Below are 13041 nucleotides of genomic sequence, written 5' to 3'. Positions count from 1 at the left end.
GCCCGAGTGCATGTTCTCGCAATTGCAGGAACCTGCAGCGGCCGGCCGGCGCGGGGCGCCGGGTCCCGACGTGGCTCCACGCGAAACCGCTGGTCACAGCGGTGCGGTGGCGGAGTCCTCCCGTCCGTTCATTCGTCTCCGGACGACCGCGCTCCGCCTGTGCGCACCGTGCGCGGAGCTTGTACGCCGTCTCCGCGCGCGGAGCTCGTAAGCCGTCCCCGAGCGCCGTCCGGGCCGTTCGCGAAACCGCAGCAGGCGCGCGTCCTGCGGCCGGAGCACTCAGCGCGCCAGCAGGCGGCCGCCCGCCAGTCCTGCCGCGGTGCCGCAGGCGGCGACGGCCCAGGCCGCGATCAGCAGCACATAGAGCCCGGCGGCCAGGCCGGTGAAGCCGGCGAACCCGGTGTGGCGGGCGAGGCCGGCGGCGCCGGTGACGCAGGTGCCGACCGGGAAGGTGTACGCCCACCAGGTCATCGCGAACGGCATCCCGGCCCGGCGGGCGCGCAGGTTGGCGGTGACGGCGATGACCAGCCAGAGCATCGCGACGCCGAGCACCGCGACCCCGTACAGCTCCGCGAAGGCGAGCGCGGCGGGGGCGAGTTGCGGCAGGACCGGCCGGGCGGCGTCGGCGAGCTGGTGGACGGCGGTGGTGGACTGGCCGAGCGGCCCGAGCACCAGGAACAGCGAGGGGGTGAGCACCAGCGCGGGCAGCTTGCTGTGGACGAGCCCGGTGAGCACCACCGGCAGCAGGGCGAGGGTGGCCAGCAGGCCGACGCCGAGCAGCGCGTAGCAGCCGTACAGCATGGCCTGCTGCGCGGTCCCGGCCGGCAGGTGCGGGACGAGCGCGGGGCCGGTCGCGGCGGCGACCAGCGGGGCGACCACCGGCAGCAGCCAGGTCGGGTTGGCCTCCAGCGCGGAGAGCGAGTGCCTGGTGATCATCAGATACGGGATGCCGGCCGCGACGGCCAGGGCGTACAGCGTGCCGGCGCTCCAGAGCACGGCGTCCAGGGCGACGGCGGGGCCGGTGCCGATCACCCGGGAGCCGAGCAGCAGGGTGCCGAGGCCGACCGCCAGCAGGGCCATCGGCGGACAGCCGTAGAAGACCGCGGTGGCCGGGTTGTCCAGCAGCTGGGTGCGGGCGGCCGCGCGGTGCCGGGTCAGGTGGACCGCCCGGGCGCCGCCGAGCAGCAGCAGGCCGGCCAGCCCGAGCGCCCACATCAGCTCGCCGAACCCGATCAGCCCGGGCAGCCGGACCGGAAGCACGGCCGCTCCGTTGCCGACGATCGCGGTGCCCATGATCGCGGCGTACCAGTTGGGGCCGAGCTGGGCGAGGTCGAGGCGGGGGGTGCGGGTGAGCGGTCGGACGCTGAGAAGGGTGGCCATGAGACCCACCGTGCCCTCGGCCGACCGGCTCCGGTAGCGCCGGGCGATCTATGAGGACATAGCCTGGATCTATGGCCCTCTCCCCGCGTGTCCCCGAACTCGGAGCGCTGGAGCTGCTGCTCGCAGTGGCCCGGCTGGGCAGCGTCGGGCGGGCCGCGGCGGAACTGGGGGTGAGCCAGCCGACCGCCAGCGCCCGGATCAAGGGCATGGAGCGGCAGATCGGCGTCCCGCTGCTGGACCGCTCCCCGCGCGGCTCGCGGCCGACCGAGGCGGGCCGGCTGGTGGTCGAGTGGGCGCGGCATGTGGTGGAGGCCGCACAGGCGCTGGACGCCGGGATCGACGCGCTGCGGGAGCGGCGGGACGCCCGCCTGGTGGTGGTGGCCAGCCTGACCGTCGCCGAGTACCTGATGCCCGGCTGGCTGCTGGCGCTGCACACGGCCAGCCCCGGCACGGCGGTGACGCTGCGGACGGCGAACTCGGCGGACGTCGCCGGACACGTGCTGGCCGGGGAGGCGGACCTCGGCTTCGTCGAGGGCCCGTCCACCCCGCCGGGGCTGGCCGGCGCGGTGGTGGCCGCCGACCGGCTGGTGGTGGTGGTCGCGCCCGGACACGCCTGGGCCCGCCGCCGGGCACCGCTCACCGGGGCCGAGCTGGCCGCGACGCCGCTGGTGCTGCGCGAGCCCGGTTCCGGCACCCGGGAGGTGCTGGAGATGGCGCTGGCGCCGTACGGGGGCGCCGCGAAGCCGCGGCTGGAGCTGGCCTCCTCCACGGCGCTGAAGGCGGCGGCGATGACCGGGGCCGGGCCGGTCTGCCTGAGCGAGCTGGCGGTGGTGGAGGAGCTGGCGACCCGGCGGCTGGTGGCGGTGCCGCTGGCGGACGGGCTGGACCTGCGGCGCCCGCTGCGCGCGGTCTGGCCGGCCGGGCAACGGCCGAGCGGGCCGGCCAGGGAGTTGCTGGGGCTCACCCGGCAGAGCGCACCGTACCCGCGGGTGCGGGTAGGGGCAGAGGCCGCGGGCGCGGGCGCCGCAGGGGCCGGTCCGCGTCCACGGAAACGTTCATCTGAAAGTTGAGCGGAATAGACTCAACTTAGTGCATGCTGTAGTCAGCAGCACCGAAAGCCCGAAGACCGGAACGCGGAGACCGGCGCCCGAGACCGGCGCCCGGAACCCCGGACCGGAACCCGGAGTACCGACAGCGAGTCCGAGGAGGACACCCCAGCAGTGGACGCCAGCAAGTTCACCACCAAGACGCAGGACGCCCTGTCCGCCGCGATCCGGCAGGCCGGCGGCGCCGGGAACCCGGACGTCAAGCCGGTGCACATCCTGATCGCCCTGCTGGAACAGCCCGAGGGCATCGCTAGGCCGCTCCTGGAAGCGGTCGGCGCGGACGCCGCGCAGACCGACGCCGAGGCCCGCCGCCTGCTGACCGCGCTGCCCAGTGCCAGCGGCTCCACCGTCGCCGCGCCGCAGCTGTCCCGCGACACCCTGGCCGTGCTCACCGAGGCCGGCCGGCGCGCCGACGACCTGGACGACCAGTACGTCTCCACCGAACACCTGATGGTCGGCCTGGCCGCCGAGGGCGGGGCGGTCGCCGAGCTGCTGGCCCGGCAGGGCGCCACGGCGAAGGCGCTGCTCACCGCGTTCAAGGACGTGCGCGGCAGCGGCCGGGTCACCTCGCCCGACCCGGAGGGCACCTACAAGGCGCTGGAGAAGTACGGCACCGACCTCACCCAGGCCGCCCGGGACGGCAAGCTCGACCCGGTGATCGGGCGAGACCAGGAGATCCGCCGGGTCGTCCAGGTGCTCTCCCGCCGGACCAAGAACAACCCGGTGCTGATCGGCGAGCCCGGCGTCGGCAAGACGGCCGTGGTCGAGGGCCTGGCCCAGCGGATCGTCGCCGGCGACGTGCCGGAGTCGCTGCGCGGCAAGCGGCTGGTCGCCCTGGACCTCAGCGCGATGGTCGCCGGCGCGAAGTACCGCGGCGAGTTCGAGGAGCGGCTGAAGGCCGTTCTGAACGACATCAAGCAGAGCGACGGCCAGGTCGTCACCTTCATCGACGAGCTGCACACCATGGTCGGCGCGGGCGCCGGCGGCGACTCCGCGATGGACGCCGGCAACATGCTCAAGCCGATGCTGGCCCGCGGCGAGCTGCGGATGGTCGGCGCCACCACCCTGGACGAGTACCGCGAGCGGATCGAGAAGGACCCGGCCCTGGAGCGGCGCTTCCAGCAGGTGCTGGTCGGCGAGCCCAGCGTGGAGGACTCGATCGCCATCCTGCGCGGCCTCAAGGGCCGGTACGAGGCGCACCACAAGGTGCAGATCGCGGACGCCGCCCTGGTCGCCGCCGCCACCCTCTCCAACCGCTACATCACCTCCCGCTTCCTCCCAGACAAGGCGATCGACCTGGTCGACGAGGCGGCCTCCCGGCTCCGGATGGAGATCGACTCCTCCCCGGTGGAGATCGACGAACTCCAGCGCGCCGTCGACCGGTTGCGGATGGAGGAGCTGGCCCTGGAGAAGGAGTCCGACCCCGCCTCGGTGGACCGGCTGGCCCGGCTTCGACGCGACCTGGCCGACAAGAACGAGCAGTTGAGCGTGCTCACGGCACGCTGGGAGCAGGAGAAGAAGAGCCTCAACCGGGTCGGCGAGCTCAAGGAACGCCTGGACGACCTGCGCGGCGCCCTCGAACGCGCCCAGCGCGACGGCGACTTCGAGCGCGCCTCCAAGCTGATGTACGCCGAGATCCCGTCCGCCGAGCACGAGCTGACCGAGGCTCAGGAACGCGCGGCGGACCAGGACGCCTCCGCGTCCATGGTCAAGGAGGAGGTCGGCCCGGACGACGTGGCCGATGTGGTCGCGTCCTGGACGGGCATCCCGGCCGGCCGGCTGCTGGAGGGTGAGAGCGCCAAACTCCTGCGCATGGAGGATGAGTTGGGCCGGCGCCTGATCGGCCAGCGGGAGGCCGTCCAGGCCGTCTCGGACGCGGTGCGCCGCACCCGCTCGGGCATCGCCGACCCGGACCGCCCGACCGGCTCCTTCCTCTTCCTCGGCCCGACCGGCGTCGGCAAGACCGAACTCGCCAAGGCCCTGGCCGACTTCCTCTTCGACGACGAGCGGGCGATGGTCCGCATCGACATGAGCGAGTACGGCGAGAAGCACTCCGTCTCCCGCCTGGTCGGCGCCCCGCCCGGGTACGTCGGCTACGAGGAGGGCGGCCAGCTCACCGAGGCGGTCCGCCGCCGCCCGTACAGCGTGGTGCTGCTGGACGAGGTGGAGAAGGCCCATCCCGAGGTCTTCGACGTGCTGCTCCAGGTCCTGGACGACGGCCGGCTCACCGACGGCCAGGGCCGCACGGTGGACTTCCGCAACGCGATCCTGATCCTCACCTCCAACCTGGGCTCGCAGTTCCTGGTGGACCCGGCCATCCCCGAGGAGCGGAAGAAGGACCTGGTGCTGGAGTCGGTGCGGGCCGCCTTCAAGCCGGAGTTCCTCAACCGGCTGGACGACATCGTGGTCTTCGAACCGCTGGGCACCGCGGAGCTCACCCGGATCGTCGACCTCCAGGTGGCCCGGCTGGGCGAGCGGCTGCGCGAGCGCCGGCTCACCCTCCAGGTCTCCGAGGCCGCCCGGGACTGGCTGGCCCTCACCGGCTACGACCCCGCGTACGGCGCCCGTCCGCTGCGGCGTCTGGTGCAGTCCGCGATCGGCGACCAGCTGGCCAGGTCCATCCTCTCCGGCCAGGTGCACGACGGAGACACCGTTCTGGTCGAACGGGACGAGGAGGGCGACCGCCTCACCGTCCGTGCCCGCGGACCGCTGGAGAAGTAGCGCCCGGAGCACGGTGGGCCGCCCTCGCACGGCAGGGCGGCCCACCACCGTGTTCACCCTCGGTGGCCGCCGCCGGCGCCCGGGCTCCGGCATGATCCAACAGGCCCCGGCCCGCCGCCGGGTGCCCCTGTAAGGCGCCGCCCGGATGAGGCAGGATGGAAGGTGGAAAGGGCGGCCTCTCATTGCCGGCCACCACGTGCACTGAGGAAGAGGACCCCCATGAGCATCGACCCGTCGTCCATCCCGTCGTTCGGCGCACCGCAGGGCGGTCAGCCCGGCGGTCAGGGGCGGCCGGCCGGCCCGCCGCCCATCATCGTTCCGGACCAGGCCCTGGTGACCCAGCTCCTGGACCAGATGCAGCTCAAGCACGTCGTGGACGAGGAGGGCGACCTCACCGCCCCCTGGGAGGGCTTCCGCGTCTACTACATGTTCCGCGGCGAGCAGAAGGAGCTCTTCGCGGTCCGCGCGTTCTACGACCGCGCCTACCCGCTTGAGGACAAGGGCGAGATCCTCGACCTGATCGACGAGTGGAACCGCGAGACCCTCTGGCCCAAGGTCTACACGCACACCCACGAGGACGGCGTGGTCCGCCTCATCGGCGAGGCCCAGATGATCGTCGGCACCGGTGTCAACCTGGACTACTTCGTCACCACCACCGCCAACTGGACCCAGGCCGCCGTCGGTTTCGAGCAGTGGATCGTCGAGCGCCTCGGCCTGCAGAAGGACATCGAGGGCGAGGACGGCGAGGGCGGCGCCCCCGAGGGCACCGACGAGGCCTGAGCCCCTCACCGCGTCCGGCCTTACGAACGCCCCGCCACCGGCAACCCCCGGTGGCGGGCCGTCCTTGTCCCCGGCCGCCGGCTGCCCCCAGGATGGGGCGACGCCAAGGTGTGAGGAGCTGTAATGGGTACGAGGCCGCTGCTGAACCGCCGGCTGGACGGGATGGGCACGACGATCTTCGCCGAGATGTCCGCCCTCGCCACCGCCACCGGTTCGATCAACCTCGGTCAGGGCTTCCCGGACACCGACGGACCGCGCGAGATCGCCGAGGCGGCGGCCCGGGCCGTGCTGAGCGGCCAGGGCAACCAGTACCCGCCCGGCCCGGGCATCCCCGAGCTCCGGCACGCCATCGCCGAGCACCAGCAGCGCTTCCGCGGCCTCACCTACGACCCGGACACCGAGGTCCTGGTCACCGCCGGCGCCACCGAGGCGATCGCCGCCGCGCTGCTGGCCCTGCTGGAGCCCGGCGACGAAGTGATCGCCCTGGAGCCGTTCTACGACTCCTACGCCGCCTGCATCGCGATGGCCGGAGCGGTCCGTGTGCCGCTCACCCTGCGGGCCCCGGACTTCCGGCCCGACCTGGAGCGGCTGCGCGCCCTGGTCACCCCGCGCACCCGGCTGCTGCTGCTCAACTCGCCGCACAACCCGACCGGCCTGGTGCTCAACCCCGAGGAACTGGCCGCGATCGCCGCCCTCGCCGTCGAGCGCGACCTGCTGGTGATCACCGACGAGGTGTACGAGCACCTGGTGTTCAGCGGCGCCCACCACCCGATCGCCGCCCTCCCCGGCATGCGGGAGCGCACCGTCTCCATCTCCTCGGCCGGCAAGACCTTCTCCTTCACCGGGTGGAAGGTCGGCTGGGTGACGGCGAGCGCGCCGCTGGTGGCCGCCGTCCGTACGGCGAAGCAGTACCTGACGTACGTCAGCGCCGGGCCGTTCCAGTACGCCGTCGCCGAGGCGCTGCGGCTGCCCGGGAGCTACTTCGACGACTTCCGCGCCGACCTGCGTCGCAAGCGCGACCTGCTCGCGGACGGGCTGAGCGCGGCCGGCTTCCGGGTCTTCAACCCCGAGGGCACGTACTTCATCACCACCGACATCACCCCGCTCGGCGAGAAGGACGGCATCGAGTTCTGCCGGTCCCTGCCCGAGCGCTGCGGCGTCGTCGCCATCCCCAACGCCGTCTTCTACGACAACACCGAGGCCGGGCGCTCGCTCGTCCGGTTCACGTTCTGCAAAAGGGTGCACGTCCTGGAAGAGGCGGTGGCCCGGCTCCAGCAGCTCTGACCGATGCCGGTGAGGCCGCCGCCAGGGCGGTCCCACCAGCGCCTACCCTGCCGCGCCGGCCACCTGCCGACCGACGTCCAGCCCGGCCCTGGCGGCACGGAGTGCGGTGCGGGCCCGATCGCCCCGGTCCCGCCCAGCCGCAGGCGCGGCTCCGGCCGGATCACCCGAAACAGCGTCGCGACCGCCTCGCGGACCTGATCGTCCGGTACCGCCAAGGGCGTTGGGCCCTCCTCCCGCTCTCCGGGCGGGTCGAGTGCCTGGTCGGCGACGGCCGACGGCCGGTCGGCCCGCTCGGTGGGGAGGGTGGGTTCTGGTAGCCGGGCCGGTCCACTGGCCCGGCCATCCCTTTTGCGGTTACCGGGCGGCGAGGAGTTCCCCGCGCTCGACAGCCTCGCGCAGGACCGCGGCGAACTCCTGGGGCAGGAGGCTGACCGCGTCAAGAGCGTCGGCGGTCAGGGGGATCTCCTCCAGGAGGTACTCGCCTCGGCCTTCCTGGCTGAACTCCGGGCCGGTGCGGTCGTCGAAGCTCCACTTCTCGATGGTGGCGAGGTAGAAGTCCTGGCGCTCGTCGTCGGTCTCGATGGTGTGGAGGAGGCTGCCGATCCGGGCTTCGCCGGAGATCTCCTCGCGGACCTCGCGCCGCAGGGCGTCCTCGGGGCCGGCGTCGGTGGGTTCGATCTTGCCGCCGACGATCACCCAGTACGGGTCGACGCCGGGGCGGATGCGCTTGATCAGCAGCATGGTGTCGTTCGGGGTGAGGAGGACGGCTCGGACGCGGTGCCGCATGGTGGTCTGCTTCCTGTTCGGTGGGACGTGCCGGTCAGTGGAGGAGCCGGCCTCCGTCGACGTGCAACGACTGACCGGTGATGAAGGACGCGCTGGGGCCGGCGGGGAAGGCAACCGCGGCGGCGGGCACCTGCTTCGCCACCCGCCGGCATCACCCCGCTGGGCGAGAAGGACGGCGGTGAGTTCTGCCGGTCCCGGCCCGGGCGGTGCGGGGTGGTGGCGATCCGGTTCACGTTCCGCACAAGGGCGCACGTCCTGGGGAAGGCCGTCGCCCGGCTCGTTCGGCTCCGGCCTTCCGACCGGCCTCCGGTTCATCACTGACGATCAGTCAACTCTCATGCCTCGGCGGACCGGTCGCCGCCAGCCGGGCGATCGGCGCCGCCCCGACGGCGCGGCGCCGGGTCGGTGCGCCGGGCGCGTGAGGGCCGGAGGCGCGCGAGTCGTGCGGCAGGCTCGTAGCCAGCGCGCACGGCGCGCGACCCGGGGTAAAGGGCGCGCGCTGAGCAGAGTCGCACACCGGGTCGATCAGAGCAGGGAAGCAGGTGTGCTCGAAACAGTGAATGCTTGACAAAGTTGGGTAAATCACCGACGGACCCGGCGTATTCATGCTTCTCTGCTGCTGAATCTCCAGCCGGAATCCTTCCTTCCACGGCCGGCCGCGCCCTGGGCCGTACAGCCACGAACAGCCTCGCCCCATGCCTAGGCCTACTCGCTGCTGCCCGGCGGGCGCGCACGGAGCTGAAACGCGGAGCCGAGCATGCTCACCACACTGCAGACCTCCTACACGGACACCCGCGCCGGTGACCTGGCCTGGTGTCTCGGCGGCGACCCGCTGCCCGCTCTCGCGGTCCGCGACCTGAGACTCGAAGGTGCCGGCCACCCGGGCCCGCCCGGCACGCTCCAGCTGCGGCTGCTGGGCGCCTCGCACCAGGTGGTGATCGCCGCCGGCCCCGGCGAGTGCCTGGAGACGGTCGCCTGCCTGCCCGGCCGCCGCACCCCGCTGCCCGCCCGGGTGGCCAAGCAGGTGGGCGGCTGGGAGTACGAGTTCGCGGCCCGGATCGAGGCGCTGCCACCGCACGACTTCGCCGCCCGCGCGCAGGAGTTGCTGGCCCTGGTCGAGGGCCATCCACGCGGTCTGGCCGGCGTCTTCCCCGGCGATCCGAGCGCCTTCACCGCACTGGTCACCCAGGGCGGCGCGGACCGGCTGCTCTGGCGCACCTGGCACGCCTACCCCCAGGAGGGCCGGCTGGTCTGTACCCGCTCCTCGCTCGTGGTCCCCAGGCCATGACGGCCCCCGCTCCCCCGCCCACCCGCACGCCCCGATTCGCACACAGCGACGATCTGTCAACCTGCCGCACCGTTCTGTCCGCCGAATGGACGCAGCTATCCGCACCGAACGTCGCCTAGCGTTTGTTCGTGATCAACCATCCGGCCGGTCCTCCCGTACAACCGGGACTCGACCTCGACGACGGCAGCCCACCCCGGCCCGGGCGGAGCCTGAACCCTCTGCCCGCCCGCCGTCGGTCCCGGCTGCGCGCCCACCCCCGGCTCGCCCGGCTGACCGTCCTGCTGGCCGCCTTCATCTGCGCCGCCTGCGGACTCGTCTACGAACTCGAACTCGTCGCGCTCGGCGACTATCTGCTCGGCGACTCGGTCACCCAAACCTCCGTGGTGCTCTCCGTCATGGTGTTCGCGATGGGCCTGGGCTCCCTGTTCGCCAAACGCTTCACCCGCCGCCCCGCCACCTCCTTCGCACTGATCGAGTGCGCGCTCGCGCTCACCGGCGGGCTCTCCGTCCTCGCGCTGTACTCCTGCTGGGCCTGGATCGGCCGCTACCAGGCCGCGATGGTCGCCCTGACCTGCCTGATCGGCATCCTGATCGGCGCCGAGATCCCGCTGCTGATGACGCTCATCCAACGGATCCGCCGGGAGGACGCGGGGCGGGCCGCCGCCGACCTGTTCGCCGCCGACTACGTGGGCGCGCTGATCGGCGGCCTCGCCTTCCCGTTCCTGATCCTGCCCGGCTTCGGGCCGGGCACCGGCGCGCTGGTCACCGGGGCGGTCAACGCCGTCGCCGGGGGCGCCGTGGTGCTCTGGCTGTTCCGCGAGGAGCCCGCGCCGCGGATACGGCTGCTGCTCTGGGGCGGCTGCGCCCTCGTCCTCGCCGCCCTCGGCGCGGCCGCCGCCTGGTCCGACGCGATCGAACGGGCCGCCCGGCACGCGCTGTACGGCCCGCAGGTCCGCTTCGCCACCCACAGCCGGTACCAGGAGATCGTGCTCACCGGCCCCGCCGAGGGCCCGCTGCGGCTCTACCTGGACGGGCGGCTCGCGGTCTGCGGACCGGACGAGTACCGGGGCAGCGAGGCGCTCGTCCACCCCGCGATGGCCGCCGGTCCTGACACCCGGGTCCTGCTGCTCGGCGGCGGCGACGGGCTCGCCCTGCGGGAGGTGCTGCGCCACCGCGGGGTCCGCTCGGTGCTGGTGGTCGACACCGACCCGGCGCTCACCCGGCTCGCCCGGACCGACCCTGGCCTGACCGCGCTCTCCGGCGGCTCGCTGGACGACCCCCGGGTCAGGACGGCCACGGCCGACCCGCTGGCCTGGCTGCGCGACCGCGGCCGAACGGACCGGGCCTTCGACGTCGTCCTCGCCGACCTGCCCGCGCCGGCCGACGGCGGCCCGGTGAAGTTCCACTCGCAGGAGTTCTACGGCCTCACCACCCGGCTGCTCTCGCCCGGCGGGCGGCTCGCCGTCCGGGCCGGCGGCGACCAGAACGGCCTCTGGCAGGTCGAGTCCGGCCTCCGCGCGGCCGGCCTGCGCACCGTCCCGTACGCCGTCCAGGGCAGCGCCACCGCGAGCTGCCGCCCCGGCCCGGAGAGCGGCCAGGACTTCCTGCTCGCGGCCGCGGCCGAGCCCCCGCTCACGCTCGCCCCGGACGCGCCGCCACCGCGCGCGCTCACCCCGGACGGGCTCCGCTCCTCCGCCGCCCTCCTCGCCGCCCAGCGCCCGGCCCGGCCGCCGGCCGCCCTCACGCTGCTCGGACCGCGCTGACCCCCCCTGCGGCGGGTGGGGCGGGGCGGGCTCCGCGGGACGTCCGGGCAGCCGACCGGGGCCACCACGGGGACCACACGGGCTTCGGTCGGTAGGCTCCGTGACATGGAGCATGAGGTTGTCGTCCCGATGCCGGCCGGGCTGGTCCGGCAGGCCCTGCAGGATCCGGCGCTGCTGGCCCGTTCCGTGCCCGGACTGAGCACCGAACCGGCCGCCGTCGGCAGCGGCCCCGCCGAGGAGATCGGCGGGCGGCTGCGGCTGCGGATCGGCGCTTCCACCATCACGTACAAGGGCGTGCTGTCGCTGATCGAGGGGCGCGAGGGCGTGCTGACCGCGTTCGCCGAGGGCCAGGAGGCACGCGGCAGCGGTGAGGCCACCGCCACCGTACGGATCAGCGTCGCCGACGGCGCCGGGGCCGGCACCGCGGTCGTCCGCTTCACCGGCGACCTGAGCGCCACCGGGCGGCTCACCGAGTTCGACGAGGAGACCCTCGCCGCGACCGGCCGGAGGCTGCTGGACCGTTTCGCCGCCGCCCTCGTCTCCCCGGACGGGGAGACCGACGCCGACACGGACACCGAAGCCGAAGCCGACACGGATGCCGACGCGGACTCCGGCACCGGCACCGACGCGGCTCCGAGCGCCGCCGACGGCGAGAGCACCGACGAGAGCACCGGGGACGGCACCGAGGAGGCCGACGAGGCCGAGGAGACCACCGCCACCGTGCACTTCCTCGAGGACCGCCAGGACGAACCCGGCGACGACCTGGAGGACGACCTCTCCGACCTGATCGCCTTCTCCGACGCCGACGCCGAGCGGTTCGGCCTCCCCACCGGCGACCGCGACGGCCAGGACGAGCAGGCCGACACCGAGCAGCCGGCCGCCGAGTCCGAGGACCTGCCCACCGATCTCCCCGCCGACCTGCCCTTCGCGTACGAGGAGGAGCCGGTGCTCAGCGGCCCGGTCCGCCGCAGCATCGTCGGCCGCTCCGCCGAGGAGGTCGACCACGCCCCGCCGCGCGGCCGCTACGCCCCCGCCCTGCCGGCCCGCAGCGCGCGGGCCCGGGCGGCGTCCCGCTGGGGCGGCGAGGCCGGCGGCATCGTGGTCCCGGGCCCGGGCGGCCGCAGCCCGGTCCCGTGGATGATCGGCGGCGGTGTGGCCCTGCTCGGCGGCGCCGTGGTGCTGGTCAGGGCCCTGCGCCGACGCTAGCCGCCCCATCACGCCGGGCACCCGTCCGGTGTGGGCAGGGCCTAGACTGAACGCTCATGAGCAACGACCGCGACGCCCTGCTGGCACAGATCAAGGACAAGGCCGTCGTGCACGGCAAGGTCACCCTTTCCTCCGGCAAGGAGGCCGACTACTACGTCGACCTGCGCCGGATCACGCTGGACGCCCAGGCGGCCCCGCTGGTCGGCCGGGTGATGCTGGACGCGACCGCCCACCTGGAGTACGACGCCGTCGGCGGTCTGACCCTCGGTGCCGACCCGGTCGCCGCCGCGATGCTGCACGCCGCCGCCGCCCGCGGCCGTGAGCTGGACGCCTTCGTGGTCCGCAAGGCGGGCAAGGCGCACGGCCTGCAGCGCCGGATCGAGGGCCCGGACGTCAAGGGCCGCCGGGTGCTGGCGGTCGAGGACACCTCCACCACCGGCGGCTCGGTGCTGACCGCCGTCGAGGCCCTGCGCGAGGCCGGTGCCGAGGTGGTCGGCGTCGCGGTGATCGTGGAGCGCGGCGCCGCCCCCGCGATCGAGGCGGCGGACCTGCCGTACGTCACCGCCTACACCCTGGACGACCTGGGCCTCTGAGCCCGGTGGAAACGGCCGGGGGCCGGGGGGGGGGGGGGGGGGACAACCACCCCCGCCCCCCCGGGGTGGGCCGCGGCCGGGCGGAGCCCCGGCCGGGGGGCCCCCCCCCCCCCGGCCCCCGGTGCGTCGCCGGC

Annotated in this window: 10 protein-coding genes; 8 read left to right on the top strand and 2 right to left on the bottom strand. The window is 74.1% G+C overall.

What is annotated here, in order from left to right:
* Positions 1-279: 279 nt before the first annotated feature.
* Entirely contained in the window at positions 280-1380 is a 1101-nt protein-coding gene (locus tag ACIP82_RS31240; protein ID WP_363603810.1) for a TDT family transporter, read from the bottom strand.
* A 71-nt stretch (positions 1381-1451) separates the two neighbouring features.
* Between ACIP82_RS31240 and ACIP82_RS31235 the strand changes: the two genes are divergently transcribed.
* The 4 genes from ACIP82_RS31235 to ACIP82_RS31220 all read left to right on the top strand — a co-directional run bounded on the left by ACIP82_RS31235 (position 1452) and on the right by ACIP82_RS31220 (position 7271).
* On the top strand, positions 1452-2450 hold the full coding sequence (locus ACIP82_RS31235) for a LysR family transcriptional regulator (RefSeq protein ID WP_400658307.1): 999 nt from the start codon (positions 1452-1454) through the stop codon (positions 2448-2450).
* A 150-nt stretch (positions 2451-2600) separates the two neighbouring features.
* Positions 2601-5207 carry an ATP-dependent chaperone ClpB gene (gene clpB, locus ACIP82_RS31230; RefSeq protein ID WP_400658305.1) on the top strand — a complete coding sequence of 869 codons (2607 nt, stop codon included), beginning with the start codon at positions 2601-2603 and terminating at the stop codon, positions 5205-5207.
* 219 nt (positions 5208-5426) lie between these two features.
* Complete coding sequence (locus tag ACIP82_RS31225; RefSeq protein WP_363603806.1) at positions 5427-5987, top strand: YbjN domain-containing protein; 561 nt, start codon at positions 5427-5429, stop codon at positions 5985-5987.
* 123 nt (positions 5988-6110) lie between these two features.
* On the top strand, positions 6111-7271 hold the full coding sequence (locus ACIP82_RS31220; RefSeq protein WP_400658302.1) for a pyridoxal phosphate-dependent aminotransferase: 1161 nt from the start codon (positions 6111-6113) through the stop codon (positions 7269-7271).
* Between the two features lie 354 nt (positions 7272-7625).
* On the opposite strand, the gene ACIP82_RS31215 is transcribed toward ACIP82_RS31220, so the two are convergent.
* Positions 7626-8057: an NUDIX domain-containing protein gene (locus ACIP82_RS31215; protein WP_400658300.1), complete on the bottom strand. Its 432-nt coding sequence runs from the start codon at positions 8055-8057 to the stop codon at positions 7626-7628.
* Between the two features lie 757 nt (positions 8058-8814).
* On the opposite strand from ACIP82_RS31215, the gene ACIP82_RS31210 reads away from it, so the two are divergent.
* From ACIP82_RS31210 to pyrE, 4 genes are all read left to right on the top strand, one after another.
* Positions 8815-9345 carry a DUF2617 family protein gene (locus ACIP82_RS31210; RefSeq protein WP_363603802.1) on the top strand — a complete coding sequence of 177 codons (531 nt, stop codon included), beginning with the start codon at positions 8815-8817 and terminating at the stop codon, positions 9343-9345.
* Positions 9346-9473: 128 nt separating this feature from the next.
* On the top strand, positions 9474-11108 hold the full coding sequence (locus tag ACIP82_RS31205) for a polyamine aminopropyltransferase (RefSeq protein ID WP_363603801.1): 1635 nt from the start codon (positions 9474-9476) through the stop codon (positions 11106-11108).
* A 105-nt stretch (positions 11109-11213) separates the two neighbouring features.
* Positions 11214-12314 (top strand): hypothetical protein, encoded by a 1101-nt coding sequence (locus tag ACIP82_RS31200; RefSeq protein ID WP_400658298.1) that lies wholly within the window; start codon positions 11214-11216, stop codon positions 12312-12314.
* Positions 12315-12370: 56 nt separating this feature from the next.
* On the top strand, positions 12371-12907 hold the full coding sequence (pyrE, locus tag ACIP82_RS31195) for an orotate phosphoribosyltransferase (RefSeq protein WP_363603798.1): 537 nt from the start codon (positions 12371-12373) through the stop codon (positions 12905-12907).
* Positions 12908-13041: the final 134 nt, after the last annotated feature.

This window comes from Kitasatospora sp. NPDC088548 (genome assembly GCF_044753005.1).
Classification (GTDB): domain Bacteria; phylum Actinomycetota; class Actinomycetes; order Streptomycetales; family Streptomycetaceae; genus Kitasatospora.
Note: the sequence above shows the minus strand (reverse complement) of the source record. Positions and strands in the feature narration are given on the sequence as shown.